Here is a 26,631-nt window from a genome sequence, read left to right as displayed (position 1 = left end):
CCGCCCGACCGTCAGGGCGTCAGGATCAGCCTGCCCAGTGCCGTGCGGCTTTCGAGGCGGCGGTGCGCCTCGGCGGCCGACTCCAGTGGCAGGGTGGCCTCGACGTACGCGCGGCTGCGTCCGTCGGCCACCCTGGCCAGCATCTCCGGGTAGCTGACGCCGAACACCCCGGCGCCCCACGCGGGCCCGCCGCACCCGATGACCGACACGCCGCCGGCGAGCAGATCGGCGGCGCTCACCGCGGCGGGCGCGCCGCTCAGCAGGCCGTAGCAGAGCATGCGTCCAGAGCCGGGCGTGAGGTGATCGAGCACCTGCCTGGCCGACGGCCCGCCGATCGAGTCGAAGACCACGTCCACGTCGGGCAACTGGCCGGGCCAGTCCGGCTCCCGGTGGTCGATGACCTCGTCGGCCCCCATCTGCCGGGCTCGCTCCCGCTTCGGCTCGGCGCCCGCGGTGGCGATCACCCGTTCCGCGCCGAACTCCTTGGCGTGGCGCAGCAAGTACGTCCCGACGGAGCTCGCCCCGGCCTCCACCAGCACGGTCTCCCCGCCCTTGAGCCCGGCCCGGTGCAGCAGCGCCAGCGCGATGGCGCCCGGCGCGGCGGCGGCGACGGCGTCGACCGGCGACACACCGTCGGGCACCGGGCAGATCAGCGACGCGGACACCGCCGCGTACTCGGCGTAGGAGCCGATCCCGCCGGTCACGCCGGCGACGGTGGTGCCCAGCAGAGCCTCATCGACTCCGGCCCCGACCTCGGTCACCACGCCGACGACCTCGGCGCCGAACACCGCGGGCAGCGGCACCGGCATCGGGAACGGCATCGTGCCCGCCCGCAGCTGGGTCTCCGCGTAGCTGACGCCGATGGCCTGCGTACGGATGACCAGCTGCCCTTCTCCCGCCTTCGGCTCCGGCCAGTCCTCGGCCTTGAGCACCTCGGGACCGCCCAGTTCGTGGACAACGATCGCGCGCATGGGACACACTCCTCGTAAGTGAACCTTTGGTCCAGTTAATATATGGACCGGCGGGCAACTTTGTCTATGGGGGACAATGATCCGATGGAACGGCGGGAGCGGGCCGACGCGGCACGCAACAGGCGGGCGATCCTGGCGGCCGCCGAGGAGCTGCTGCGGGAGCATCCGCCGGAGGAGGTCTCCGTCGAGCGGGTCGCCGTCGCGGCGGGGGTGGGCAAGGGGACGGTGTTCCACCGGTTCGGCAGCCGTATCGGGCTCATGCAGGAGCTGATGTCGGAGCGGGCGCACGCGTTGGAGCAGGCCGTCGTGGACGGGCCGCCGCCGCTGGGGCCGGGCGCGCCGGCCGGGGAACGGCTGGTGGCCTTCCTCGACGCGGTGGTCGCGATGGCCGCCCGAAACGCGGGACTGATCGCCGCGCACGAGCACGCCCGGCTGACCCAGAAGGCCGGGGGCGGGACGCGGCTGGCCAACCCGATCTACGTGTCATGGCACCGGCACGTCTCGGCCCTGATCGCCGAGGCGCGGCCGGATGTCGACGCCGACCTGGCCGCGCACGTGCTGCTCGGCACGCTGCACACGCAGCCGATCGGCAGCCTGCTGCTCTCCGGGGAGTCGGCCAGGGTCGCCGCCACTCTGGGCGATCTGGCCAGGGGTCTACTCGGCGACGCAGGGGGTCCGCTCAGAGGGACGTAGGAGGCCCGCTCAGAAGGGGGGCGGGTGACGGCCGCTCAGAGTGGGAGGTGGGTGATCGCTGTGTGGAAGGCCGCGACGGCCGCCTTGATCGCGGGGTGCTCGCCGTACCCCCTGCGGAAGGCGGCCAGGGTGCGGCGGCTCAGCGGCAGTCCGGTCAGCGTCACCCCGTGCGGTGGTGCGAGCGCGGCCAGACGCGGGACGAGCGCCACGCCCTGACCGGCGGCGACGAAGGCGAGCACGGTGTCGAAGTCGTCGATCCGGTGACGGACCCGTGGCTCGAAGCCGGCCGCCTGGCAGGCCCGGATCGCCATCGCGTGGCACAGGGTTCCCGGCTTGCCGACGATCCAGGCGTCATCGCGCGCGTCCGCGATGGTGGCCCGGTCCGTGAGGTACATCTGCTCCCCGAACAGCGGCTCCGTCTCCAGCGACGCGTCGGTGACCGGCGGCACGAAGTCGTACTCGTGCACGAGCGCGACGTCCAGCTCACCCGCCCGCAGCACGGCGGAGACGTCGGCGGGGTCGATCTCGGAGATCATCGGCCGCAGCCCCGGATGCGCGCGGGACAGCTCGGCGAGCGCGGGCGGCAGCAGCACGCGCGCCGCCGTGGGGAACGCGCCGACCCGCAGCGGCCCCGACGGGCCGCTGCGCACTGCGGCGAGCGCTGCGGACGCCCTTTCCAGCTGTTCGAGTATGTCCTGCGCATGTTCGACGAGCAGGTGGCCGGCGGGCGTCAGGGTGACCGTCCGGCCCGTGCGCTCCAGCAGTGGTACGCCCGCCTCCCGTTCGAGGGCGCTGAGCTGCTGGGAGATCGCCGACGGGGTGAAGCTGAGCGCCTCGGCGACGGCGGCGATGGTGCCGCGCTGGGCGAGTTCGCGCAGCAGGTGGAGCTTGCGAGGGTCGAGCATCAGACAAGCTTAAGCTCGTCAGCAGAAATCCGCGCTGGACCTAACGTATTGTGCCGCGTCAGGCTGAAGACATGCTGACAGGAATCCATGTGCCGCTGGTCACGCCGTTCACCGAGGAGGGCGAGGTCGCCGTCGAGGCGATCGACAAGCTCGCCCGCCACGTCCTCGACCAGGGCGCCGCCGGGCTGGTCGCGCTGGGCACCACCGGAGAGGTCGCGGCGCTGACGCCCGCCGAGCGGGCTCGGGTGATCGAGGTCTGCGTCGCGGTCTGCGCGGACCGCGAGGTGCCGCTGACCGTCGGCATCACCGGCAACGACACGCGCTCGACGGCCGCGGCGCTGCAGGAGCTGCCTTCCGGGGTCTCCGCCGCGCTGCTGACCGTGCCGTACTTCCTGCGGCCTTCGGAGCGCGGTGTCATCGCGCACTTCGAGGCGCTGGCAGAGGAGACGCCGGTGCCGTTGGTGATCTACCACATTCCCTACCGGACCGGGCAGGCCGTCAGTGCCGCGACCCTGCGTCACCTGGGCGGGCACCCGATGATCGCCGGAGTGAAGTACGCGACGGGCGGGATCGACCAGCACGCCCTGGACCTGCTCGGGGACCTGCCCGAGGGGTTCGAGGTGCTCGGGGGCGACGACCTGTTCATCTCGCCGCTGCTGGCGCTGGGGGCCGCGGGCGGCATCCTCGCCTCGGCGCACCTGGCCACGGACCGGTTCGTCGAGCTGGCCGCGGCGTGGCGCGCGGGTGACGTGGCCAGGGCCCGGTCGCTGGGCCATCGGCTCGCCCGGCTGTCGGCCGCGCTGTTCGCCGAGCCGAACCCGACCGTCATCAAGGGGGTCCTGCACGCCAGGGGCCTGCTCCCGACCCCCGGCGTGCGCCTGCCGCTGCTGCCCGCCGGAGCGGAAGCGGTGTCACAAGCTGACCTGGTGGCGGTACATCCAGGACAGTGACTCCTGGCTGGCCAGCTTCTTCAGGAAGATCGGCATCATCAGGTCGCGGAACACCCGGGCGACCGGGCCCGCGGCCTTGTTGTTGCTGATCGTCCGCGAATAGGCGACGACCTTCTCCACCCGCCCGCGCCGCTCGCTCTCGAACCGCTCGAACGCCGCCCGGTGGTCCTTCGCCTCACGCAGACACCTGGCCAGCACGACGGCGTCCTCGATGGCCAGCGAGGCGCCCTGCCCGGCGCTCGGCGAGGTGGCGTGCGCGGCGTCCCCGGTGAGCACCACCCGTCCCTTGTGCCAGGTCGGCAGGGGCGGCAGGTCGTGGATCGGCAGCGCCAGCGCCACCTCGCTCCGCTCGATCACCTCGGCGGAGAAGTTCGCGTCGTCCCGGAACGCCGCCACCAGCACCGGCTTCCAGTCCGCGGGGACGTCGCCCAGCTCGCGGGGCAGGTTGGCGAACCACCAGGTCTCGCCGGAGGCGGCCACGGTGTAGCCGAAGAAGGCGCGCTTGCCGAAGACCATGTTGTAGACGCCCGGCTCGCCGGTGAACCTCCGGTCGTGGACGAGTCCGCCGGAGCTGTAGAGGCCGCTGTAACGCGGCTTCGGGGCGCTCGGGTCGAGCAGGGCGCGGGTCCGCGAGTGGACGCCGTCGGCGGCGATCAGTATGTCGCCCGTCTCCTCCGTGCCGTCCTCGAAGCGGGCCGTCACCTGGTCGCCCGTGTCGTCGAAGGAGACCAGGCGCTTGCCGTACGAGATCTTGATGCCGCGGGAGAGTGCCTCGTCGCGGACGATGCGGTAGAGGTCGGAGCGCAGGATCGTGTGGCTCACCGTGCCGTCGTCCAGGGCCAGGCCGTTGGCCACCTCGCCGAGGCGCTTGCCGGAGCCGCTCCACATGACCATCCTCGGGGTGGGGATGCCGGCGGCCAGCACTCGGCGGTGCGCGCCCAGGACGCGTAGCGCGTCCAAGCCGTTCGAGGCGACGTTGAGAAACGAGCCGACATTCTCGGCCGTGTCCGGGTAGGCCTCGAAGATCTCGGCGTCGATGCCGGTCTCACGCAGGGCCATCGCGGTGGTGGGGCCGCCGATGCCGCATCCTATGATCAGAGCCTTCATGGTGATAACCTTTCGTTCGGTCGAACGAAATATATGCCGGGAGGGAGGGCCGTGTCCAGAGATATTTCGGAACACCGAAAGAATTTGCTCGAAGCCCTGTTCGTGGCCGGGCGGGACAACAGCAACGCCGCCGTGATGTTCCACAGCGCCGTCGGCGAGCTGCTGGGGGTGGGGATGACCGAGGAGAAGGCGCTCGACCTGCTGCAACGGCTGGGCCCGCTGACGGCGGGGGAGCTGGCGCAGCACACCGGCCTCGCGCCCGCCTCGGTGAGCGGGCTGATCGACCGGTTGGAGAGCAAGTGGCTCGTACGCCGTACCCGCGACACCAAGGACCGGCGGCGGGTGATCGTCGAGGTCAACCACGAGGCGCTGGCCGGCGGCGCCGAGGTCTTCGAGCCGCTCGTGACCGGGCTGTCCGAGCTCTACGCCGGCTACTCGGACGAGCAGCTGGAGCTGATCCTCGACTTCCTCAACCGGGCCACGGCCATCCAGCGCCAGTGCACGTCGCAGCTGACCTCGTCGCCGTGACGCGCGCGTCAGTCGCCTGACGGTCCGTCTGTCCGCCGCGTCACCGCGAAGCCGCGGTGACCGCGCGTCAGTCCGTCGTGTTCTCCCTGATGGCCGAGCCGACCTCGCCCACCCGGTCCGCGAGCAGGCCGAGGGCGCCCACGGCCCTGGTCATCGGGTCGTCCTCGGCGCCGCCGAGCGCCTTGGCGCGCAGGTAGGCCGCCTTGATGTCGCTCCAGCGGGCGGCCTGGGCGGGGGTGAGCCGGCCGCGCAGCTCGGCGAGCTTGAGCAGGTTGGCCTCCGCGTCGCTCGTCAAGGTCTGCGCCTCGCCGAGGTAGTGGTCGTCGATGACCGCCTCCAGCTCGGCCTCGTTCATGGCGGGCACGATCCGCTCGGCCAGCTTGTTCATGTTCCGGTACGAGCCCTGCAGGCGGAACGGCGGCTCGGTGCGCGCGGCGTCCGACTGCCCGGCCGAGGCGATGTACGCCTGGTTGTTGGCCAGCACGACCTCCTGCACCCGCACCAGCTTGCGCAGCACGCTGAGGATCTGGTCCAGCTCGGTCTTGGCATACGGGTGCCGGAGCTGGTCCGGCCGGGCGCTCTGGTCGCCGCGCGCCAGCCGTACCAGGAGCTCGACGTCGGCCCGGTCACGGGCGGAGAGCGGCGCGAGCACCGGGTTGGAGGTGAGCGCGTTGTCGATGTAGCTCAGCGCGAACAGCTCGTCCTTGCCCGAGAGCACGTCGCCGAGGTTCCAGACGTCGGCGCGGTTGGCGAGCATGTCGGGGATGCGGAAGCGCCGGCCCGACTCGGTGTACGGGTTGCCCGCCATGCACACCGCGAACCGCTTGCCGCGCAGGTCGTAGGTGCGGGTGCGGCCGTTCCATACGCCCTCGATCCGGCGCTGGGCGTCGCACAGCGAGATGAACTTCTGCAGCAGCTCGGGCGAGGTGTGCTGGATGTCGTCCAGGTACAGCAGCGTGTTGTTGCCGGTCTCCAGGGCGAAGGAGATCTTCTCGACCTCCTGCCTGGCCGTCGCGTCGGGCGCCTCCGCCGGGTCGAGCGAGGTGACGGTGTGGCCGAGCGCCGGGCCGTTCACCTTGACGAAGACCAGGCCGAGCCGGCTGGCGACGTACTCCATGAGCGTCGTCTTGCCGTAGCCCGGCGGCGAGATGAGCAGCAGCAGGCCCATCTGGTCGGTCCGCTTGTCCCCGCCGGCGGCGCCCAGCTGCTTGGCCAGGTTGTCGCCGATCAGCGGCAGGTACACCTCGTCGAGCAGCCGGTTGCGGACGAACGCGCTCATGACCTTGGGGCGATACTCCTCCAGCCGCAGCCGGGCCCGCTCGGCGGTCACCAGCTCGGTGCGCCGCTTCTGGTAGGCCCGGTAGGCGGGGACGCGTTCGGTACGGAAGCGGCGGGTCCTGGCCAGCGTCTCGTCCAGGCGCAGCTCCAGCTTGCGGTCGGCGACGCGCGGGTGGGTGCCCAGCAGGCCCTCCACCGTGGCGGTCAGTGTGGCGCTGGAGTCGTGCCGGGGCAGGTCGCAGAGCTGTACGGCGATGGACTCGGGCACCTCGGGGCCCTTGCCGAAGGCGCCAATCCAGGCCCGGGCCAGCTCCAGCCGCTCGGGCAGCGCCACGGCCTGGAGATCCTCCTCGAACTCGCGTGACCTGGCCGGGCCGAGCGCCTGGTGGAAGCCCTGGAGGAGGGCGCGGGCCGCCGCGCTGGTGACGAAGCCGGTGGGCTGGGTGGCGAGCTCCTCGACGAGATACTCTCCGGCGAGCGAGGCGATCTCGCCGGGCCCCGGGTGGAATGCGGCGATGTGCGAGCCCAGTTCCGTTGCGAGAGCGGCAAGCTCCGGTGTCGGGCCGAAGACCGTGCGGGCGCGCACCAGCGACGCGGCCCGTGTGGCCAATGTTTTACGTGAAACCTCGTCCACCCCGAACGCCCAGTACAGCTGGGCCGCCGCCCGGGCGTCCGGCGGATACCGCAGCAGCCCCGCTCCCTCCCGGAGCCGCAGCAGCGTGTCGAGGATGGCGGTCGCGTCGTGGTCGTGGACGCCGCGTTCGTACCCCTCGTCGTAGCGCTGTTCGGCCGCCTGCCGTACGAGGTCCTGGAGCGGCCCGCCCGGCACCGCCACGTCGAGCAGCGAGGCGGCCAGGTGCTCGGCGCGGTAGACCTCCGGGGTCTCCGAAGCGAGCAGCTGCTCCCAGAAGGGGCGCGTGTCGGCGAACGCGGCGGGGGCGGGGGAGCGATAGTCGGTCCCGGTGATGGCGAAATGCATGTCGCCGTCGTGCGGCACCAGCGTGAGGTCGATCGGCTGGGTGTTGACCGCGAACCGGTGCCGCCCCAGGCGCAGCGTCTCGCCGCCGTCGGAGAACAGGTCGAGGCGGTCGCGCAGGGCCCGGCCCGCCTCCTGCTGCGCTGCCTTGACCCTGCCGTCCAGCTCCTCGGCCCGTACCGCGTCGCCGAGCCCGCGCAGCTCGGTGGCGACCGAGCGGAGCTTGGCCACCATCGGGTCGGTGGCGAAAAAGGTGTTGACCTCGTCGAGCGAGCCCAGCGACGGCAGCCGCCTGGTGATGCTGCCCAGGATGCGCTCGGCCGAGGCGAAGATCCGGTCGGCCCGGCGGGCGAGCTCGTCCAGCTGCGTCTGCTTGCGGGCCGAGAACGCCTCGTAGACGTCGTCCCGCTTGCCCGCGAGCCGGGCGGCGAAGTCGTCGAACTCGCCGAAACGCGTCTCCAGCGCCTCCAGCCGCAGCATCAGCCTGCCGAGCTGCTCGTCGCACCGCTCAGGCGTGTCCGCCACCGCCAGCGCGCCGGTGATGGCCTGCCCGAGCAGCGCGAACTCGGCCGCGAACGCCGCCCGTCCTTCGGCCCCGAGCAGCTCCCGCCGGCGGCCGTCCAGGAGGGCCCGCGCCCGGTTCACGCCGCCGAGCACCTCGGCGATGCGCTCCAGGATGGCGGTGCGTACGGTGGCGTCGGCGATCTCGAGCGAGCCCACGACCTCGGTGACGACCTCCAGCCCCTCGGACTGGGTGGCCAGGCGTTCCGTGACCGGCTCGGCCTCGGCGACGGTGGTGATCGCGGCGGCCTCGGCGGCCAATCGCTCGACCGCCTCGTGGTAGCCGGTGAACGCGTCGGCCCCTTGGAGGAACACGACGGCCCGCTGCCCTACGGAGACCAGCTCGTCGGCCAGCGATCCGGTCAATTTGTCCAGCTGGGCGAGGTCGAGGTAGCGGACCTCGCGCAGCGTCACCAGGCGGCCCTGGGCCCGGCGCAACGTGGCCAGCAGCGTCACCCAGGCGTCGGCGGTTGCGGGGGTGTCGCCTCGGGCCTGCCGGACGAGCCGGGTGGTCTCCTCCGTGGCCTCGGTGAGGGTGCGGGCGGCCTGGCGGGTGAGCGCCTCCACGTGCTCGTACTCGTCGAGGACCTGCTCAGCCGTGGCCCGTACCTCGGAGAGCGGGGCGCGCAGGCCCTGCTCGCCGAGCCAGTGGTAGTGGTCGAAGGCCCGCGTACAGGCGGCGATCAGCGCTTCGAACGTGGCGGCCGACGGCGCCATCTCGCCGATCATGCGGGCCACCGACAGGCAGTCGGAGATGCCGCGCACCAGCTCGGCGTTGCCGATGCGCTCCAGCGGGCCGGTGCCGGTGGGCTGGGCGGCGGCGTAGGTGTCGGAGACGTACGGCGTCTGCCAGACCTGCATGGGGTGGACCCGCGTCGGCTCCTCGGAGGTGGCGCGGAAGACCACCATCGTGCCGTCGTCGAACAGGGAGTAGCCGTGGCAGACGATGGGATTGGCCACCTCCTTCCTGATGACGTTGTACGGCAGGAGCAGGGAGCGGCCGTCGCCCCTGGCGTGGAAGACGTACATGACGTCCTCGCCGTTGGGGGAGCGGACCACCCGCTCGAACTCCAGGTCCGTGACGTCCGTGTCGAACGTCTTGCTGACCCCGGTGGCCAGGTAGTAGCCGCCGGGGAAGATCAACCCCTGGTCCTCGGGGAGACGCTGGCAGGCCTGGCCGATGCCGTCGAGCCTGGTCACGGCCTTGGTACGGGTGTTGAAGACCAGGTGGCGCCAGTCGGGCTCCTTGTACGGCCGGATCCTGATCAAAATGAGCGGGCCGATGACGGCGTGCTCCACGTCGGCGTCGGCCAGGCTCTGGAGGGGCTCGGCCACGGGCTCGGCGTAGATGCCCTCGCCGGTCTCGGTGTTGTTCTCGATCTTGATGGTGAGGTCGCCGCCGACCGTTTCGACGAACACCTCGTCGCGGATGGAGATGTGCGGGTGGCGGCCGAGCACGTGGTCGTCGCGGGTGGCCGGGGTCCACACGAAGTCGTGCGAGGGCGGGAAAGCATGGTCCCGCTCACCCCTGTTGTCCTGATATTTCGTGACTCCTTGGGGGTCGACCGTCCATCGGAAGACCCGGGTGTCGGCCGGCCCGGTCTGGAAGACGGCCAGCAGCTTGCCCTCGACGCGTCTCAGGTGGTGGAGCCTGGAGTCCTTGTAGTAGCGGTACAGCTCGGCGAAGTCCTTCTGGAACGCCGGTTCGTCCAGGGCCGGGAGACGGTCGGGGTCGAACCTGAAGGCGTCGCCGTCCCTGGTGAAGCGGTGCACGGAGAAGACGTCGGCGACCGTGGTCTCCGGCTTCAGCCCGATGAAGACGTTGTAGCCGAACAGCATGACGCCGCCCAGCGAGACGATGTCCCGGGGAACGCAGTTGTTGTCCGTACGGATGCGCTCGGTGCCGAGCAGGCGGAGCTCCGTGCCGCCGAAGACGGTCAGGCGCTGGGCGTTGACCCCTTCGGTGGCCGCGGCCAGGGCCTTGGCCTGAGCTTCCAGCCGGGACTTGAGCACCTCATAGGTCCCGGCCTCCAGGCCGACCTGGCCGGCTGGAGCGGTCGCGCCGGGCTCCGCCGTACGGGAGTTTTGGCGCTGTGCGTCGTCGGTCACGCGCGATCAGACCTTCGCGGCGGTGAGCGCGGCCACCGGGGAGTCGGCCACGCCCAGGCGGCGGGCCGTCTCCAGGAGCTCGCCCAGCGGGCCCGAGTCGGGGCCGCCGTTCTGGATGAGCCGGAGCAGCAGCGCCGACACGGTCAGGTTCTTCAGGTCCTCGGTGCTCACCCCGTTGACCAGCGCGCTGAGGTCACCCGCGAGGCTGGCCGACCCGTTGAGGTACGGCGCCGCCAGCGTGCCGGCGACCTGCGAGTGCTCCACGAACCCGTCCACCACCTTGCCCGCGGTGATCGAGCCCACGACCTTGTCGAAGAACATCGTGTCGCCGCCGACGATGTCGATGTTCGCCTTGGCCAGACCGGCGGCCAGCACGCTTGCCTGCGACTCCGCCACCTGCCGCGTGACGTCGATCTGCTTGAGGCGTACGTCCTTGTCGGCCTCCAGTCGCAGGCGGAACTCCTCGTGCCCCCGGCTCGCGTCGTCGAGCGCGGCCATCGCGGCGGCCTTCTCGGTCAGACCCTCGGCCTCGGCCTTGAGCTTCTCGCCCACCGCCGTCGCGGCGGCCAGGGCCATCGCCTGCTCGCCCTCGGCCCGCGCCTTGAGCCGGTCGCCCTCGACCATGGCCATGGACCTGGCGCCCTCCGCCTCGGCCCGCAGCCTCTCGGCCAGGACCGCCGCCTCCGCGCGGCCGACCTTCTCGATCGCCTCCGCGTCACGCTCCTTGACCTGGACCTCGGCCAGCCCGGCAGCCGCCGACTCGGCCTGGATGCCCTCGGCCAGCCTGATCTTGGCTCGGGTGTCGAGCTCGGCGGCCTGCTGCCTGGCCTCGGCCAGCGTCAGCTCCTCGCGGGCCTTGAACTTCGAGGCCGCCTCCGCGGCCTCGGCCGCCTTGATGCCCTTGACCAGATTCTCCTGCGCCTCGGCCTCGGCGGCGATGATCACGCTCTGCCGGGTACGCTCGGCCTCCTCGACCACGCGCAGCCGCTTGATGCTCTCCTCCTGCTCGGCCACCGTCTTGTCGACGGCGATCCGCTCGCGTACCACCTCGGCGATCGACCGCTTCTCGGTCTCGACCTCTTTGTCCTTGGCGATGCGCGACAGCTCGGTCTCCCGCTCGCGGGCGATGATCTCCAGCATGCGGTCCTTCTCGATCCGCTCGGTCTCGATCGCGATCACCCGCTCGCGGTTCTTCTCCGCGACGGCGACCTCACGGGCCCGGTTCTCGTGCTGGACGCCGAGCTGCTCGTCGGTCTTGATGTTGGCCGACTGCGACTTCAGCCGCTCCTCGGCCGCCACGCGGGCGATCTCCGCCTCCTCGCGGGCCTTCATCGTCTCGATCTCGCGCCGCTGCTTGACCTCGGCGTCGGCCTGCCGGCGCTGCAGCTCCAGGATCGCCTCGCGGGCGTCCACGTTCTGGCGGGTGATCTCCTTCTCCTCGCGGCGCTGGAACTCGTTGGTCCGTACGTGCTCGATCGCCGTCAGTTCAGTGATCTTGCGGATGCCCTGCGCGTCGAGGATGTTGCTCTTGTCCAGCGCGGCCAGCGAGGTCTGCTCCAGGTAGTCGATGGCCGCGTCCTCCAGGCTGTAGCCGTTGAGGTCGGTACCGATGAGCCGGACGATCTGGTCACGGAACTCGTCACGCTTGGTGTAGAGATCGACGAAGTCGAGCTGCTTGCCGGCGGTCTTGAGCGCCTCCGAGAACTTCGCGTTGAACAGCGCCTGCAGGGTCGACTCGTCGCTGGCCCGGACGGTGCCGATGGCCTGGGCGACCTTGATGACGTCCTCGGCGGTCTTGTTGACGCGTACGAAGAAGGTGATCTTGATGTCGGCCCGGATGTTGTCCCGGCAGATCAGCCCCTCGCGGCCGGTCCGTTCGATCTCGATGGTCTTCACCGAGATGTCCATGATCTCGGCCTTGTGAAAGACGGGGAGCACGGTGGCCCCGGTGAACGTCACGTCGACCTTGTTGACCTTCGAGATGATGAGGGCCTTGCCCTGTTCGACCTTCCGGAAAAGGCGGCTGATGACGGCAAGTAAGCCGATCACGATGACCAGCACGACGGCGAGGAATATGCCGAATCCGGTGGAGATGACGTCCATCAGTGCTCGCTTTCGTAAGGCATGACCCAGAAGAATTCGCCGTTGGTGTCGTATTCGAAGATGAGCGCGTTGTCGCCGCGCGCGAGCCGGTCCTGGCCCGTCGTCCTGACCTGAACGACGGCCGAGGAGCCGTCTGGCGCCGTGACCTCGGCCTGCCCGAAGTCGGCGGTCGCCTGGCCGGTGCGGATCACGCACATCTGGCCGACGAAGTCACCGCGCGACGGGCGCCGCGAGTCGGGGAAGAGCCGCCGCAGCGGGCTGAGCAGGGCCCGCGTGGCCAACCAGGCCCCGAGCAGGGCAAGGATGGGTACGGCCGGGAGCGCGATCCCCGGTGCCACTTGACTGCCGATCAAGGTGAGCAACCACGCGAACGCGATCAGTAGGGAGAGTGCGATCCCGGCGGGCACTCCGCCCAGTCCCAGCCAGGGCGCCTCGCCGTCTTCGAAGTCGAAGAGGCCGGTTATGACAATGAACCAGTAGCCGGCGACCACGACGATAAGGAAGGTGAATACCACCGTCGGGAAGCTCAGCACGACATGTAAGAACTCGGTCATCGAACCCCGGATACCCCGTCCCCCTGTGCTGTCCGTCGGACTATATACAGATAAAGCGGGACTAAAGCCGAAAGTTCCCGAAATGCGATCTGACTTGACCTCAAGTGCAGTTGAGGATGCACAGTCGACCCCATGAGCGGAAATTTCATGAAAGCGGCGGCGTTTGCGGAGTTCGGGGGACCTGAGGTCCTCAGCCTGATGTCCCGGCCCATGCCGGAGGCCGGGCCGGGTCAGGTCCGGGTGCGGATCAAGGCCGCCGGGATGCAGCCCTTCGACACGGCGGTGCGGGCCGGTTGGACGCCGCCCGGCCTGACCGACCCGTTGCCGCGGATCCCCGGCAACGAGTTCGCGGGGGTGATCGACCAGGTGGGGCCGGGCGTGGCGGACCAAGGAGAGCCGGGCGTGCGCCTCGACGTTGGCACGGAGGTGCTCGGCTTCTCACTGCTGAACAGCTACGCCGAGTACATCGTGGTCCCCGCCACCGACGTGACCCCCAAGCCCCCGGAGCTTCCCTGGGAGGTGGCCGGCGCGCTGACCGCCGCGGTGCAGACCGCCGACATCGCCATCGGCCAGCTGAACCCGGCCACGGGCGAGACGATCCTCATCCACGCCGCCGCCGGAGCCGTCGGCTCGGTCGCCGTCCAACTCGCTGTCCGTAGGGGTGCCACCGTGATCGGCACCGCTCGCGAGGAGAACCACGCCTACCTACGCGATCTGGGCGCCATCCCCGTCGCTTACGGGGACGGCCTCACCGCCCGGGTACGCGCGCTCGCGCCCGGCGGGGTGGACGCGGCTCTGGACGGCGCGGGCGGCGCGGCGCTGGACGCCTCCCTGGAGCTGGTCCCGGACCGTGGCCGCATCCTGACCATGGTCGACCATGCCAAGGCGGACGAGCTGGGCATCATGGTCACGAAGGGCGTCCGCACGGCTGAGCGTCTTGCTCGGTATGCCGCTCTTTGCGCCAAGGGGGAGCTGAAGTTCCTGATCCGCCGGACGTACCGGCTGGAAGAGGCGGCGGACGCGCACCGCGAGATCGAGACCCGCCACGGCCGCGGCAAGCTCGCCCTCCTCATCTGACCCTCCCACTGCTGTTTCAGGGCCGGTCAGCCCGTCGTGCTCGGCGAGGGGTGACCGATCTTTTCCGGCTGGGTCAGCCCGCGGTGCGCTGGCGTTGGTTGAACCGGCCCACCTTCGCCCGGTTGCCGCACGCCTCCATCGAGCACCAGCGCCGGCTGCCGTTCTTGCTCGTGTCGAGGAACCACAGCACACACTCCGGGTTCGCGCACTTGCGCACCCGCTCGGGCCGCTCGCGGAGGATCCGCACCAGGTCCGCCGCCGCCACCCACGCCGCATGCCACGCCGCCTCGTCCACGACGACCAGCTCGTACGGCTCATGCGGCTGGTGCGGGTCGGTGGTGCGGATCAGCGGGCGGCGGCTGCCGTGGCCGAGCACGGCGTTGAGTCGCTCGGGCCCGCCCCCGTCCAGCACGGCCCGGAGGGCGGCACGCGCCTCGACCAGCCGATCCCGTACGCGCTCCAGCTCGTCGCCACCCGGCAGCCCGTGATCGTCGAGCCAGGCCCGCACCCCATCGAGGTCGTCGAACTGATCGACCGGCACCCCATGCTCCGTCCACACGGTGTCCACCAGGTCGAACGCCACAGACTCCCCACGAAGCGGCCGCACTCTCACAGGATCTAACCCCTCAAATCAGTTTGACCGGTTAACCAGTATCATGCTATCACTTAACCAGCAAAGCCGATTTAGCTGGTTAAGAGGAGTCGCTATGACCACCCGCTACCGCACCACCGTCATCGACGGCCTGGACGTCTTCTACCGCGAGGCAGGCGACCCGTCGGCCCCCACACTCGTCCTGCTCCACGGCTTCCCCACCTCCTCGATCGCCTACCAGGAGCTGATCGCCGACCTCGCGGATGAGTTCCACCTGATCGCCCCCGACTACCCCGGTTTCGGACACAGCTCTGCCCCGGCCGTCTCGGAGTGGGACTACACCTTCGATCATCTCGCCGACGTCGTCGGCCGGTTGCTGGACGGGCTCGGCGTGACCAGGTACGCCATCTACGTCAACGACTACGGCGCCCCCGTGGGCTTCCGCCTGGCTCTGCGCCATCCTGAGCGGATCACCGGCATCATCACCCAGAACGGCAACGCCTACGAGGAGGGACTGACGCCCTTCTGGAAGGGCCTCCGCGAGATCTGGGCGAATCCCGCCGAAGCCGACCTCACCCCGCTGCGCGCCCAGTACGCACGTGAGGCCACGCACTGGCAGTACACGCACGGTGTCCCCGACGTCTCCCTGGTCAATCCGGACAAGGAGGCTCTCGACCAGGCCCTGCTCGACCGGCCGGGCGTCCACGAGATCCAGCTCGCGCTGTTCCTGGACTACGCCACCAACGTGGCCGCGTACCCGCGCTGGCAGGACTACCTCCGCACCCACCAGCCGCCGCTGCTCGCCGTCTGGGGCCGCAACGACGAGATCTTCGGGCCGGAGGGCGCGAAGGCGTTCGCCCGCGACGTACGGAACGCCCAGGTCCACCTCTTGGACGCCGGCCACTTCGCCCTGGAAACCCGCCGCCCCCAGATCGCCGCCCTCGTTCGCACCTTCCTCCACGGCCTGTCCGACTGACCGACGCCCCGCCCGCCCCTGACGGTGGCCGGCCTACAGGCGGTGATGGACCGCCTCGGCTACGGCGAGTTGGATCTCGTCGAGCTCCCACTCGCCGCCCGCCACGTCCCAGAGCGAGTTCTGCAGCACCCGGCCGAGCGTCCATCCCGCAGCCCGCCGCCGATCCAGCCCGAGCCCGTCCACCATGAAGTCGAACCGCCGCAACACCGCCCGCCGTACATCCCCCGTCGCCACGACCTCCTCCCACCGGTTACGCAGCGCGGGCATCAGGTCGAACCCGGGATCGCCGGCGAGCGGTTTGGGGTCGATGGCCAGCCACGGCTCCCGTACCCCGGCCAGCACGTTGTCGTAGTGCAGATCCCAGTGCAGCAACCGATCGCCCGGCTCACCCACCAGCTCGCGAACCGCCCCCGCGCAGACCTCCAACCAGCGCCGATCCCGCTCCCTGGGCAGCACCGCCACCGCGCCCGAAACGCGGTCGAGCATGCCACCCGCGATGTCCCCCAACCGGCGTATCCCCGGGGGAGCGGGCAGCACCACCAGCCGCCGAAGCAGCTCGGTGAGGATCTCCAGCGCCTTCATGACATCGGGTACGGACGACAGCGGCCGCTCGGCGTCGAGCCGTTCGAGCAGCAGGGTGCCGGTGGCAGGATCCTCGTCGGCCAGCAGCACCGACCCGTCACCCGCCCAGGCCCGCAGCCCCGGCCCCTCGCCGGCGTTCTCGTCACTCACGGGCTGCAGCTTGAGCGCCGCCCGCGTCCCATCGGCCCGCACCACGGGCAGCACCAGCGACACCAACCCGTGCGCGGGCGCACCATCCAGCCGCAGGTCCCATTGCTCCAGGTACCGCTCGGCCAGCGCGGGTAACCCCGCCGACCAGGCCCGCCCCGCCTCGCCGTCGTACTTCACGTGAGACCTGGTCAAGGCGGCAGGCACAACGATCTCCATCCACCCAGTCTGCCGCAGACGACACTCACGGTGCTTCCCAGCCGTTACCCGCCGAGGCCGCCCAGACGCTCCCGGTCGTTCACCCGCAGCAGGCGTGGGCCGATCGTCCGGGTGAGGCGGCCCCGGCGGCTGAGGACGCGCCGGCGTTCGCCTCTTGGTCTTGGACGATGCGGCCGCGCAGCATGATCTCCATGACCTTCATGAAGCGCTGTGTCCTGGAACGGCCGATGACGAACGGATTCGCCGCTCCCGTGGACCCGGCCCGCAACTCCTCGATGCGCGCCAGGCTGTTGTCGCAGCCTCCATGATTGTTCAGCTCGACGTCTACCCCTGTCTGCCTCATCCTGGAGGCGAAGGCGAGCACAGAGGAGAGATTGGTGCGCTTGTCCGCGGTCGCGGCGGGTGGCGCGGTCCCGCCCCACAACATCGCGGTGTGTCGTAGCCCCTTCCAGCGCACCGGGAAGATCGGCGAGACGGTGCCCGGCGTGTGCCCGGGCGTGTGGTGGAACGCGACTGTGGTGTCGCCGAGGGTGAGCCTCTGTCCGTCGGATATCTCCAGGTCTCGCTTGGGCGCATTGGCCGGACGTTCGGCAGCGATGACATCCCAGTCGGCTCGGCTCATCATGACTCGGGCGCCGTACTGGTCGGCGAGGAACTGGGCGCCGCCGAAATGATCGCTATGGCCGTGGGCGACCACCACGTACTTGATCTTCGCTGGATCCACTCCCACAGAACGCAGTCCGGGAACGATGATCTTTTCCGCGTCGTCCGGTGATCCCATCGCGTCGATGAGGATGACACCCTGGGAGGTGAGCAGGGCCGTGGCCTGGACGAAGCTGGTGCCCACCACCGCGACGTCGTCGAAGATCCTCAGTGGCGCGAGGGGCTTCGCCGACGGCATCGGGAGGCCCGGCGTGAGCACTTTGACGAGGGCTCGCAGCACCGGGTCGTCGCCGGCCAGCCTGGCCGCTCGGTCGTAGTAGTGCTGTGCGCTCTTGGGGGCGGCGGCGGCCGATGCTTCGGCCTCGCGTCCCGCCAGCGGCAGGAGGGCCGCGGCGGCCAGCAACGCACGGCGGGACGGGCTGGACTGCCCGAAGGACATGGGCGAACACCTGCTTTCACGGGCCAGAGACCTGGACGCGATCACGACCTCGATTGACGTCGATGCCCGCTCAGCAGACCAGAACCGATCTTCTTGCGTCCAATATTGATATTCATCTTCCATCGATGAGGAAGTGGATATGGAAGCTGATCAGGCCCCGGCCCGGCGTGCTCCCCGGGCCGGTCCACGTGGGCAGAATCAGGGCTTGGTCGCGGAGCGGCGGCGCATGAGGAGGCCGCCCGCGCCGGCGGCTGCTATCAGAGCGGAGCCCGTCAGTACGAACAGGCGGCCGTCCGGACCGGCGTCGCCACCCGCGCCCGTGTCGGCTCCTGCCTTCGGGGTGGCGGAAGGCTCGGACTTGAAGGAGGTCTTGGTCGATGACTTGGGGGTCGGGGACTTGGACTTGGTGGGGGTCGGCGAGGGGCTGCTGCCGCTGCCTGCCCCAATGGTCAGGGTGTACGTCTTGAGGCTGGTGTCGCTCTGAACCTCGCACTCGATGACGGGGGCGGTCGGTGAGGTGCCGATGTTGATGGCCGCCGGCTTCACCGTCGCCGAGCCTGAGTTCTTCGAGGTGGTCTTCATGTCGACGCTGGTGGGTAGCGTGATGGGCGCGCCCGCGGTGACCGCGGCCAGCTCGCCCACTCCGGTCGCGGAGGTCAGCTGGGTGATGCCGGAGATCGAGGCGTAGGGGTACAGCTTGCTGCCGGCGGGCAGCCCGGTGGACGGGGCCTCGAGTTCGAAACCTGTCTCATAGGTGCCCGACCAGCCGATCGAGAACTGTTCGCCGGTCTTGGGGGCGCTCGTCGGCATCGTCAGCGTGACCTTGACCTTGACGGTCTGGGGAGTGGCCTCCGTGCCGGTCTTGCAGGAGTAGGTCACCACGTCGCCGGAGCCGGTCCCGGTGCCGCCCTGGCCGACCGTGATCACCACGCTGGTCGTGCTGGTGGTCGTGCACGAGGTCACCTCCGACGGCGCGCTGGCCAGGCTCAGCTTCAGGCTGCCCTGCTCGGTGGAGCCCTGGACCGTCACCTCGCCGCCCGTCGTGGCGGTCACCGACACCGTGCTCGTCACCTGTCCGGCCAGCACGGATGCGGATCCGGAGGTGACGCTCGCCCCGGTCTTGCTGAGATCCGTGTGCGTTCCGCCGGTCACCATGAGTTTCCCGGCGACGTGGACCTGCGTGGTGGTGGTCGGTGCCGTGCGCAGAGTCAGGGCGGGAATGCGCCACTTGACGTCGAACGTGCCAGTCGCCGTGTCGGGCATGGTGAGCGGCACGCTGAGGGAGGTGTCGCTGAACGGGCCGCCGGTACAGGTGTAGGCCAGGGTGAGGGTCTTCTCGGCCATGGCTTGCGCGGGAGACGGCAGGCATAACGCGATCACCGCGCCGACGAGCCACAGAGCGGACATATGCCTGACTAAGCGGCGCCACACCGTGGATGCCGGCAACTGTCTCATCTCCATCCCGTACGGGGGCCACAGGACGTATCAGAATTCCAGCCCTTGGTCACGATTGGGTGGAGGTGGTCAGTAATGCCAGGGGAAAGGAGACCAGTCGGGTGCCCGCTTTTCCAGGAACGAGTCGCGGCCCTCGGCGGCCTCGTCCGTCATGTACGCCAGCCGCGTCGCCTCACCGGCGAACACCTGCTGCCCCACCAACCCGTCATCGACCATGTTGAAGGCATATTTCAACATCCGCTGTGCCGTGGGGGATTTGCCGTTGATCTTGCGGCCCCACTCCAACGCCCTCTCCTCCAGCTCGGCATGGGGGACGACGGCGTTCACCATCCCCATCCGGTGCGCGTCGGCGGCGGAGTAGGTGTCACCGAGGAAGAAGATCTCGCGGGCGAACTTCTGCCCCACCTGCCGGGCCAGGTACGCCGATCCGAAGCCGCCGTCGAAGCTGGCCACGTCGGCGTCCGTCTGCTTGAAGCGGGCGTGCTCCTCGCTGGCCAGCGTGAGGTCCGACACCACATGCAGGCTGTGCCCGCCGCCCGCGGCCCAGCCGGGCACCACGCAGATGACGATCTTGGGCATGAAGCGGATCAGCCGCTGCACCTCCAGGATGTGCAGCCGGCCGGTGGACGCCGAGCCGTCGGCGTACTGGTAGCCGTCCTTGCCCCTGATCCGCTGGTCGCCGCCCGAGCAGAAGGCCCAGCCGCCGTCCTTGGGCGAGGGGCCGTTGCCGGTGAGCAGCACGCATCCCACGTCCGTGGTCTGCCGGGCGTGGTCGAGCGCGCGATAGAGCTCATCGACCGTCTGCGGCCGGAACGCGTTGCGCACCTCCGGGCGGTTGAAGGCGATCCGCACGGTTCCCTGGTCGACCGCCCGGTGATAAGTGATGTCGGTGAAGTCGAATCCCTCGACCACCTGCCATGCCTTCGGATCGAACAGTTCGGAGACCATGGGGCGAGCCTAACGGATCTGCCCTTCGGCCCATTCGGCCCACTGGCGCTGCGTGGTGGCCATGCGCAGGCCGTACTCCAGCGCGATCCTCCCGTACACCGACAAGTTGTCCTGCCCGCTCTCCACGAAGCCCCGGATGCTTTCGATATGTTCCAGTTGCTTGGCCATGAGCTCGGCTCGCCGCCGCAGGTACTCCCTGGCCTGCTGCGGATCCACCTGGGCCAGGAAGAACACGCGCAGCAGCATGTCGCTGCGCGCGGCCCCGACCGGCTCCACCTCGGTGATCCAATGGCGCAGCTCGGCCAGGCCCGCGTCGGTGATGGCGTACTCCTTGCGGCCGCGCGGCCCCTCGGCTGCCACGCTCACCAGCCCGGCGTCGCTCAGCTTGCCGAGCTCGGCGTAGAGCTGGCTCTGCGTGGCCGGCCAGACGTTCGCGAGGGAGACGTCGAATATCTTCATCAGGTCATAGCCGCTCGCCGGCCCCTCGGAGAGCAGGCCGAGCACCGCGTGTCGAAGACTCATATTCCTATATTGACATATCGACGCCGCAGGTTCTACCTTCGACATGTCTACATAGGAATGTCGTAGGGAGCTTGAAATGCGCGGTCTGCTGGGATTCGCCCCCTGGATCCTCTACGCGATCATCGCCACCGGCGACGAGTGGCGCTGGGGCGCCATCACCGGCCTCGTCATCGCGCTGGTCCTCGTCGTCGTGGACCGCCGAGCGGGGCGCGCCTGGGAGGAGATGGTGATCGAGTCGAGCGCCGCGGTGTTCTTCGCCTGCCTCACAGTCCTCTCGCTGATCGATCCGCATTCGTTCCTCACGCCGTACGGCCCGGCGCTGGTCAACGTCTGGCTCGCGGGCACCGCCTGGGGCTCGCTGGCCCTCCACCGGCCGTTCACGCTCGGCATCGCGCGGACCATGGCGCCCAAGGAGGTCTGGAACACCCCGGGCTTCTACCGGGTCAATGCGGTCATCACCACGGTCTGGGCGAGCGCGTTCACCGTCGCCGCTGTGTCGCTGACGTTCGTGCTGGCCGCCGCGCCGCATGCGACGGCCGTGGTCATCGCCATCAAGGTGGTCACGTTCGCCGCCCCGGCCGTCTTCACCGCCCGCTACCCCAAGGTCGTCCAGGCCCGCGCCCGCCGCGCGGCCGCCGCCGAAGCCAAGTAGCCGCAAGGAGCCGGCGGTGTGAGCGGGCGCCCGTTCAAGGGACCTCGGCTCGTAGTTCGGCGAGTAGCTCGCCCTGGTCGGCGAGCATGTCGGTGAGGATGCGGCGAGCGGCGCCGAGCAGGTCGGCCAGCTCAGGGGTGGCCAGCGTGTAGACGACGGTGCTGCCCTCGCGGATGGCGCTCACGATCCCGGCTCTTCGCAGCACGGCCAGCTGCTGGGAGAGGCTCGACGGCTCGATGTCGATCTGGGCCAGGAGTTCCCGGACGGGAAGCGGGCCTTCCTGGAGTAGCTCCAACACTCTGATGCGAGCGGGGTGGCCGAGAGTTCGGAAGAAATCGGCCTTGGCCTGGTAGACCTCCACGTGCATAGTGTCAGACTAATCCAGCGCACTTGCATAATTCTTCAAGTCGTAACGTTGTTGGCTAGGATGACAGCGGGGACTAGGGAGTAGCCATGGGCCGAGGAAGAGCCAAGGCGAAGCAGACGAAGGTCGCTCGCCAGCTTAAGTACACCAATCACAACATCGACTACGACCGGCTCCGCAAGGAGCTGGGCGCCGACTCGCCGCATGACGAGATGCACCCGACTACGGCGTCCGAGCAGGAGTCCGAGCACGTGCGCTGACGCGTGTCAGCTTCGCAGGGGCAAGGGTGACGAGCTTGAGCCGCCTGGCCTCCGGCGCCGGATCCGGTGCGGAGAGCTCCAGGCGGCCCAGCACCTCTCGGAGGATGACGCGCATCTCCAGGAGGGCGAGTTGGGCGCCGACGCAGAAGCGCCGGCCGCCGCCGAAGGGCATCCACGCCTTGCCGTGGGCGTCCGCGCCGTCCAGGAAGCGCTCGGGCCTGAATTCCTCGGGTGACGGCCAGATCGACGGGTCCTGGTGGATGAGGGCGATGAGCGGTGCCGCGTACCATCCGGCGGGCACCTCATAGTCGCCCAGCCGCAGCGGGGCGTCGACCAGCCGGGGCGCCTCGAAGACGACCGGCCTGACGCGCAGAGCCTCCTTGACCACGGCATCGAGATACTCCTCGTCGTGCGGCAGCCGGTCGAGCACGTCCGGCGTGCGCAGCAGCCGCTCGAACGCCCACGCCAGCCCCGTGGCCGTCGTCTCGTGACCGGCGATGAGCAGGGTGATCAGCTCGTCGCGCACCTCCTGGTCCCCGAGCTCGGTCTCGAGCAGCCTGCCCAGCACGTCGGTGCCGCCCGGCTCGGCGCGCCGCCGGCCGATCTCGTCGAACAGGATCTCGTCGACGGCCGTACGCAGCCGCAGGAACCGCCCGTACTGCGTGAACGGCAGGCGCCGGGTGGCCTCGCGCACCCTCGGCGGCAGCATCATCAGCGTCGCCGAGCCGCCGATCTCGATCAGCTTCGGCAGCAGCACGCGTAGCCGGTCGAGCCGCCGGTCGTCGCGGATGCCGAAGACCAGCCGGAGTATGACCTCCAGCGTGATCTCCTGCATGCGGTCGCGCAGCCCGAACGGGGTGCCGAGCGGCCAGGTCGCGATCTTCTCGGCGGCGATGGCGGCGATCTCGCCCTCGTACCCGGCGATCTGCTTGGCGCGGAGCGGCGGGGTGAGCAGCCGCCGGTGCCGCCACCACGGCCGGGAAGCCGAAGAAGCGCAGCGTGAAGATCGGGCCGTACTTGCGGCGGCACTTCTCGAACACGCCTACCGGGTCGCTCAGCATCCAGGCGGTCTGGAGCAGCGCGGGGAGTCTCGGTCCAGGGGGAAGCATCGCTTCGACCTTTCTGTCGAGTTGTATATATACGTACGTCATAGACGCTCGTATATATCGATAGCATAGAACGCGTGTCGAGAACAGAGCTCGGTGGATACCGGGAGAGACTCCTGGCGGCGGCGGTCAACTGCCTGCAGGAGAAGGGCTACGCCCGTACGACGGCCCGCGACCTGGTCGCCGCGTCGGGCACCAACCTGGCCTCCATCGGCTACCACTTCGGCGGCAAGGACGCCCTGCTCAACGAGGCGATCGTGGCCGCCTACGACGCCTGGATCGAGCACGTGGAGGAGTCGGTCTTCGGGGGTCCGCTGGGGAGCCCGAGGGAGATGCTCGAACGCGCCATGGTGGCCCTGGTCGACGTCTTCGCGGAGATGCGGCCGCAGCTGGTCCTGGCGGTGGAGGCATACCCGGCCGCCCTGCGCGAGGACGTGCTGAGAGAGAAGCTGGCCGCCGTCTACGCCAGGGCCAGGAAGGCGGGCGTCGACATGATCGACCGGGCGGTGGCGGAGCTGGGGATGGAGCTGGGGTTCGCGCCGGACGCCCTGATCGCGGTCCTGATCGCGATCTCGGACGGCCTGATGATCCAATGGCTCCTGGACCCGGAGAGCACCCCCGACGCCCACCAGGTGGTGGAGGCGCTGGCCGCACTGTCGGCCTTCATCGCCTGATCAGGACGCGTACGCGGGGCGCGTACGCGTCGTGAGTCGCGCGATCAGGGCGACGCGCAGGTGTCGTGAGTCGCGTCGAAGCCCTTCAGCGCCTCGGTGTCGTCGGTGCGGATGGGCTTGGTGCCCTTCCAGTCGTCGCCGATCACCAGCACCAACCGGCTCGTCTGCGCTCCCGGCACCAACCGCATCGTGGACGTGAGCAGGTCCTTGGTCAGGGTCGGGACGCCCGTCTCGCCGTTGGGCCCGTAGAAGATCGTCGTCTTGGCGTTCGGCTTGCGGGGCGTGTCGCCGATCTTGGTGATGTGGTAGCCCCGCTGCTCCAACGCGGCGGCCACCTGCGTGCCGAGACCGGTGCGGTAGGTGCCGTTGCGCAGCTCGATCTGCATCTTGGACCTGGACACCTTGGTCTGCCCGCCCTTGACGCCCTGCACGCTCTCGTCCTTGGACACGATCTGGAACAGCTTCCCGGCCTGCGGCTGGACCCACTCCACGCGGCCCGGCTGGGTGAGCGAGTAGTGCCACGGCGTGGTGATGAAGCGGATCTGCCCCACGTTGAGGCCCTGCAGGCTGGTCGCCAGGTCCTTCATCACGCCGGGGGTGAGGTCGGGGTCGGTGGTGACGGCCTTGGTGCCGGCGTCGAGGAAGTTGAAGAGCCTGCCCGGGTCGGTGAGCGTCTGCCCGCTCATGACCTTCTTCACCATCGACGCGATGAACATCTGCTGCCGCTGGATCCGCCCGATGTCGGAGCCGTCGCCCATGCTGTAGCGGGCACGGACGTAGCCGAGCGCCTGCTCGCCGTTGACCGTCTGCCGCCCGGCGGCCAGGTGGAGCAGCGCCTTCTTGTCGTTGACCGCCTCGGGCAGGCAGATCTCCACGCCGCCCACCGCGTCGACCATGCTCTTGAAACCGGTGAAGTCGACCTTGACGAAGTGGTCGATGTGGATGCCGGTGAGCGACTCGATCGTCTTCCAGGTGCAGGCGATGCCGCCGGAGTTGAACGACTCGTTGATCATGCCCAGGTGCGGCTGCTGGCCGGTCAGCCCGGCCTTGGCGCGGCAGGCGGGCAGCTGCACCAGCGAGTCGCGCGGGAAGCTGACGACCATGGCGTTGTCCCGCTTCGACGAGATGTGCGCCAGCATGATCGTGTCGGTACGCTCACCCGCGACGCGGTGGCCGTACTTGGCGTTCTTGCCGTCGCGCTGGTCGGAGCCGACGATCAGCACGTTCATCGCGGTGTCCGCCACCTTGGGCGGCCGGCTCGCGCCGAGGTCATCGGCTGTGACGGCGTCGTGCTTCACGTTGCCGTACAGCTTGAGGTAGACGCCGACCGCGACGCCCGCGATCACCAGCACGATCGTCATCACGATCGCGATCGTCCACCACAGCCAGCGCTTGCGGCCGCGGGCCGGCGCGTGGGGGGATGGTGGCGCGTCCAGCAGCCCGCTGTTCACGTGACTCCCATGGGACAGGGCCGCGGGCCGCCGCCCATGGCCAAGACCTCCGCCGTACAGATCTCGGCCGGTTGGACGTGCCCGAGTGTACTAAGCCGGATCGAGTGGGATCCGCTATTCGGGCAGTCGCACGCGCAGCGACACGGCGCCCCGCAGGTCGAGCCACGCCGCGCCCGGCCCGCGTACCAGGCGCAGCACGACCTCGTCACAGCCGGGGCAGCGGGCGACCAGCCCCGGTTCGGGGCCATACACGCGGAGTTCGGCTACGGGCCCGGTCAGCCCGCAGCTCGCGCACCGCCCGACGGCCGCGGTGACGTCCACGGCGAAGATCTCGCTCAGTGGGCCGGCGAGGGAGTTGCCGTCCAGGTGTTCGGCGGTCATGTCAGTCTCCGGTCGATGCCTTCGGTGGTCAGGTCAGTCTCCGGTCGGGCCGAAGCGTTCGGTCCTGATGCGCTCGGGCGCGTGCCCGAGCGCGAGCAGCAGGTCGGCGGTCGCCTCGACGAACCCCGTCGGGCCGCAGACGTAGCACTCCGGCTCGAAGCCGGCGGGCCAGCCGCCTTCCGCCAGGTCGTCCAGCAGGATGCGGCCGGCCGGGCGGGGCCAGCCGTCCGGCGCCGCTCGGGTGTAGATGTACCCGACGTCGAGCCCGGCGTCGGGGCGGCGCAGCTCCTCGGCGTAGTAGCGGCTGCCGGGCTCGCGCAGCGAGTACAGCAGCCGGAACGGCACCCGGCTGCCCGCCCGGCGACGCGCGCGGATCATGGCCATCAGCGGGACGATGCCCGAGCCGCCGGCGACCAGCAGCACCGGCGAGGTGCTCTCGGGCCGCCAGACGAACCAGCCGCCGACCGGCCCACGGATCTCCACCTGGTCACCGGGCTCCATGACCTCCGTGAGGTAAGGCGAGACCTCCCCGTCGGGTACGCGTTCGACGGTGAGCTCGACGGTGTCGCCGTCGGCCGGGGCGGCCACCGAGTAACTGCGCTGGGCGCTGTAGCCGTCGTCGGCGGTCAGCCGCACGTCCACGTGCTGGCCGGCCAGGTGTCCCGGCCAGTCCGGCACCCGGAAGACCAGCGTGCGGGCGCTGCCGGTCTCGTCGCGCAGCGCGGTCAGCCTGGCGGGCCGCCAGGTCAGGCGGCGCACCTAGTCGCCCTCATAGCGCTGCTCGCGCCACGGGTCGCCGTAGTTGTGGTAGCCGGCGGTCTCCCAGAAGCCCGGCCAGTCCTCGTCGAGCAGCCGGATGCCGTGTATCCACTTGGCCGACTTCCACAGGTACAGGTGTGGCACCAGCAGCCGGGCCGGGCCGCCGTGCCGGGGTTCGAGCTCCTCGCCGTCGAACTTGTGGACGATCCACGCCTTGCCGTCGAGCAGGTCCTCCAAGGGCAGGTTCGTGGTGTAGCCGCCGTACGAGTAGGCCAGCGCGTACTCGGCGGCCGACTCGACGTCCTCGAACAGGGTGTCCAGCGAGACCCCCTGCCAGCCGGTGCCGAGCTTGGACCACTTGGTCACGCAGTGGATGTCGACCGTCGGCGTCTCCTGCGGCAGCGCCATCAGCTCCGGCCAGCTCCACCGGTGGGTCTGCCCGGCCTCGGTGTCGATGGCGAACTCCCACCGCTCCAGCGGAATCCGCGGCGTCGGCCCCGTCGACAGCACCGGGAAATCGTCGACCAGATATTGGCCGGGGGGCAACCGGTCGTCGTCGCCCCGGCGCCGGCCCTGGAAGCCGCGCGAAATGATGCCCACCGGCACTCCCTTCAGCGATGCACCAGATC

At 69.9% G+C, this 26,631-nt stretch carries 25 protein-coding genes and 1 pseudogene; 8 read left to right on the top strand and 18 right to left on the bottom strand.

The window, feature by feature from the left end:
• Positions 1-11 precede the first annotated feature (11 nt).
• Entirely contained in the window at positions 12-971 is a 960-nt protein-coding gene (locus LDL49_RS46730) for a quinone oxidoreductase family protein (RefSeq protein WP_225301398.1), read from the bottom strand.
• Between the two features lie 84 nt (positions 972-1,055).
• On the opposite strand from LDL49_RS46730, the gene LDL49_RS46725 reads away from it, so the two are divergent.
• Positions 1,056-1,664 (top strand): TetR/AcrR family transcriptional regulator, encoded by a 609-nt coding sequence (locus LDL49_RS46725; RefSeq protein WP_225301397.1) that lies wholly within the window; start codon positions 1,056-1,058, stop codon positions 1,662-1,664.
• Between the two features lie 35 nt (positions 1,665-1,699).
• Here the strand turns inward: LDL49_RS46725 and LDL49_RS46720 are convergent, their stop codons facing one another.
• Entirely contained in the window at positions 1,700-2,569 is an 870-nt protein-coding gene (locus LDL49_RS46720; protein ID WP_225301396.1) for a LysR family transcriptional regulator, read from the bottom strand.
• Between the two features lie 71 nt (positions 2,570-2,640).
• Here LDL49_RS46720 and dapA point away from each other — a divergent pair, with 71 nt between their 5' ends.
• A complete protein-coding gene (gene dapA, locus LDL49_RS46715) occupies positions 2,641-3,519 on the top strand; it encodes a 4-hydroxy-tetrahydrodipicolinate synthase (protein WP_225301395.1) in 879 nt (292 codons plus the stop codon).
• Here the strand turns inward: dapA and LDL49_RS46710 are convergent.
• The gene (locus LDL49_RS46710) at positions 3,481-4,626 is read right to left on the bottom strand and encodes an FAD-dependent oxidoreductase (protein ID WP_225301394.1); all 1,146 of its coding nucleotides are present in this window, start codon (positions 4,624-4,626) and stop codon (positions 3,481-3,483) included. The genes dapA and LDL49_RS46710 overlap by 39 nt on opposite strands.
• 84 nt (positions 4,627-4,710) lie before the next feature.
• Between LDL49_RS46710 and LDL49_RS46705 the strand changes: the two genes are divergently transcribed.
• Positions 4,711-5,154: a MarR family winged helix-turn-helix transcriptional regulator gene (locus LDL49_RS46705; protein ID WP_225301393.1), complete on the top strand. Its 444-nt coding sequence runs from the start codon at positions 4,711-4,713 to the stop codon at positions 5,152-5,154.
• 67 nt (positions 5,155-5,221) lie between these two features.
• On the opposite strand, the gene LDL49_RS46700 is transcribed toward LDL49_RS46705, so the two are convergent.
• From LDL49_RS46700 to LDL49_RS46690, 3 genes are read right to left on the bottom strand one after another with little or no spacing between them, the layout of a single operon-like run.
• Positions 5,222-10,078 carry a DNA repair ATPase gene (locus LDL49_RS46700; RefSeq protein ID WP_372470673.1) on the bottom strand — a complete coding sequence of 1,619 codons (4,857 nt, stop codon included), beginning with the start codon at positions 10,076-10,078 and terminating at the stop codon, positions 5,222-5,224.
• A gap of 6 nt (positions 10,079-10,084) precedes the next feature.
• On the bottom strand, positions 10,085-12,181 hold the full coding sequence (locus LDL49_RS46695) for a flotillin family protein (RefSeq protein ID WP_225301392.1): 2,097 nt from the start codon (positions 12,179-12,181) through the stop codon (positions 10,085-10,087).
• Positions 12,181-12,735, bottom strand: coding sequence for an OB-fold-containig protein (locus LDL49_RS46690; RefSeq protein ID WP_225301391.1), 555 nt, complete (start codon positions 12,733-12,735; stop codon positions 12,181-12,183). Before LDL49_RS46690 ends, LDL49_RS46695 begins: the two co-directional genes overlap by 1 nt.
• A gap of 132 nt (positions 12,736-12,867) precedes the next feature.
• Here LDL49_RS46690 and LDL49_RS46685 point away from each other — a divergent pair, with 132 nt between their 5' ends.
• Positions 12,868-13,812, top strand: coding sequence for an NADP-dependent oxidoreductase (locus LDL49_RS46685; protein ID WP_225301390.1), 945 nt, complete (start codon positions 12,868-12,870; stop codon positions 13,810-13,812).
• Between the two features lie 73 nt (positions 13,813-13,885).
• Here the strand turns inward: LDL49_RS46685 and LDL49_RS58790 are convergent, their stop codons facing one another.
• On the bottom strand, positions 13,886-14,395 hold the full coding sequence (locus tag LDL49_RS58790; RefSeq protein ID WP_225301389.1) for a CGNR zinc finger domain-containing protein: 510 nt from the start codon (positions 14,393-14,395) through the stop codon (positions 13,886-13,888).
• 124 nt (positions 14,396-14,519) lie between these two features.
• Between LDL49_RS58790 and LDL49_RS46675 the strand changes: the two genes are divergently transcribed.
• The gene (locus LDL49_RS46675; RefSeq protein ID WP_225301388.1) at positions 14,520-15,380 is read left to right on the top strand and encodes an alpha/beta fold hydrolase; all 861 of its coding nucleotides are present in this window, start codon (positions 14,520-14,522) and stop codon (positions 15,378-15,380) included.
• Between the two features lie 33 nt (positions 15,381-15,413).
• On the opposite strand, the gene LDL49_RS46670 is transcribed toward LDL49_RS46675, so the two are convergent.
• The 5 genes from LDL49_RS46670 to LDL49_RS46650 all read right to left on the bottom strand — a co-directional run bounded on the left by LDL49_RS46670 (position 15,414) and on the right by LDL49_RS46650 (position 20,355).
• Positions 15,414-16,328: an aminoglycoside phosphotransferase family protein gene (locus LDL49_RS46670; protein ID WP_225301387.1), complete on the bottom strand. Its 915-nt coding sequence runs from the start codon at positions 16,326-16,328 to the stop codon at positions 15,414-15,416.
• A gap of 79 nt (positions 16,329-16,407) precedes the next feature.
• Positions 16,408-17,430: an MBL fold metallo-hydrolase gene (locus tag LDL49_RS46665; RefSeq protein WP_225301386.1), complete on the bottom strand. Its 1,023-nt coding sequence runs from the start codon at positions 17,428-17,430 to the stop codon at positions 16,408-16,410.
• Positions 17,431-17,628: 198 nt separating this feature from the next.
• Positions 17,629-18,837, bottom strand: coding sequence for a hypothetical protein (locus LDL49_RS46660; protein WP_225301385.1), 1,209 nt, complete (start codon positions 18,835-18,837; stop codon positions 17,629-17,631).
• 117 nt (positions 18,838-18,954) lie between these two features.
• A complete protein-coding gene (locus tag LDL49_RS46655; protein WP_225301384.1) occupies positions 18,955-19,833 on the bottom strand; it encodes a 1,4-dihydroxy-2-naphthoyl-CoA synthase in 879 nt (292 codons plus the stop codon).
• Between the two features lie 9 nt (positions 19,834-19,842).
• On the bottom strand, positions 19,843-20,355 hold the full coding sequence (locus tag LDL49_RS46650; RefSeq protein ID WP_225301383.1) for a PadR family transcriptional regulator: 513 nt from the start codon (positions 20,353-20,355) through the stop codon (positions 19,843-19,845).
• Between the two features lie 76 nt (positions 20,356-20,431).
• On the opposite strand from LDL49_RS46650, the gene LDL49_RS46645 reads away from it, so the two are divergent.
• On the top strand, positions 20,432-21,007 hold the full coding sequence (locus LDL49_RS46645) for a hypothetical protein (protein ID WP_225301382.1): 576 nt from the start codon (positions 20,432-20,434) through the stop codon (positions 21,005-21,007).
• 34 nt (positions 21,008-21,041) lie between these two features.
• Here the strand turns inward: LDL49_RS46645 and LDL49_RS46640 are convergent, their stop codons facing one another.
• The gene (locus tag LDL49_RS46640) at positions 21,042-21,374 is read right to left on the bottom strand and encodes an ArsR/SmtB family transcription factor (RefSeq protein WP_225301381.1); all 333 of its coding nucleotides are present in this window, start codon (positions 21,372-21,374) and stop codon (positions 21,042-21,044) included.
• A gap of 86 nt (positions 21,375-21,460) precedes the next feature.
• Between LDL49_RS46640 and LDL49_RS59475 the strand changes: the two genes are divergently transcribed.
• Positions 21,461-21,631 (top strand): DUF3073 domain-containing protein, encoded by a 171-nt coding sequence (locus LDL49_RS59475; protein WP_225301380.1) that lies wholly within the window; start codon positions 21,461-21,463, stop codon positions 21,629-21,631.
• Here the strand turns inward: LDL49_RS59475 and LDL49_RS46630 are convergent.
• Positions 21,594-22,607 (bottom strand): annotated as a pseudogene (locus LDL49_RS46630) (cytochrome P450); the annotation flags it as partial. The gene LDL49_RS59475 and the pseudogene LDL49_RS46630 overlap by 38 nt on opposite strands.
• Before the next feature lie 207 nt (positions 22,608-22,814).
• Here LDL49_RS46630 and LDL49_RS46625 point away from each other — a divergent pair.
• Positions 22,815-23,411, top strand: coding sequence for a TetR/AcrR family transcriptional regulator (locus LDL49_RS46625; protein WP_225301379.1), 597 nt, complete (start codon positions 22,815-22,817; stop codon positions 23,409-23,411).
• Between the two features lie 44 nt (positions 23,412-23,455).
• Here the strand turns inward: LDL49_RS46625 and LDL49_RS46620 are convergent, their stop codons facing one another.
• From LDL49_RS46620 to LDL49_RS46605, 4 genes are all read right to left on the bottom strand, one after another.
• Positions 23,456-24,862 carry an LCP family protein gene (locus tag LDL49_RS46620; protein WP_225301378.1) on the bottom strand — a complete coding sequence of 469 codons (1,407 nt, stop codon included), beginning with the start codon at positions 24,860-24,862 and terminating at the stop codon, positions 23,456-23,458.
• A gap of 114 nt (positions 24,863-24,976) precedes the next feature.
• Complete coding sequence (locus LDL49_RS46615) at positions 24,977-25,243, bottom strand: DUF6510 family protein (RefSeq protein WP_225301377.1); 267 nt, start codon at positions 25,241-25,243, stop codon at positions 24,977-24,979.
• A gap of 33 nt (positions 25,244-25,276) precedes the next feature.
• Positions 25,277-26,002 carry a ferredoxin reductase gene (locus LDL49_RS46610; protein ID WP_225301376.1) on the bottom strand — a complete coding sequence of 242 codons (726 nt, stop codon included), beginning with the start codon at positions 26,000-26,002 and terminating at the stop codon, positions 25,277-25,279.
• On the bottom strand, positions 26,003-26,602 hold the full coding sequence (locus tag LDL49_RS46605) for a molybdopterin-dependent oxidoreductase (protein ID WP_225301375.1): 600 nt from the start codon (positions 26,600-26,602) through the stop codon (positions 26,003-26,005).
• Positions 26,603-26,631 lie beyond the last annotated feature (29 nt).

Source organism: Nonomuraea aurantiaca, from assembly GCF_020215705.1.
Taxonomy (GTDB): domain Bacteria; phylum Actinomycetota; class Actinomycetes; order Streptosporangiales; family Streptosporangiaceae; genus Nonomuraea; species Nonomuraea aurantiaca.
The sequence above is the reverse complement of the archived record's forward strand: the minus strand, read 5'-3'. Positions and strand labels throughout refer to the sequence as shown.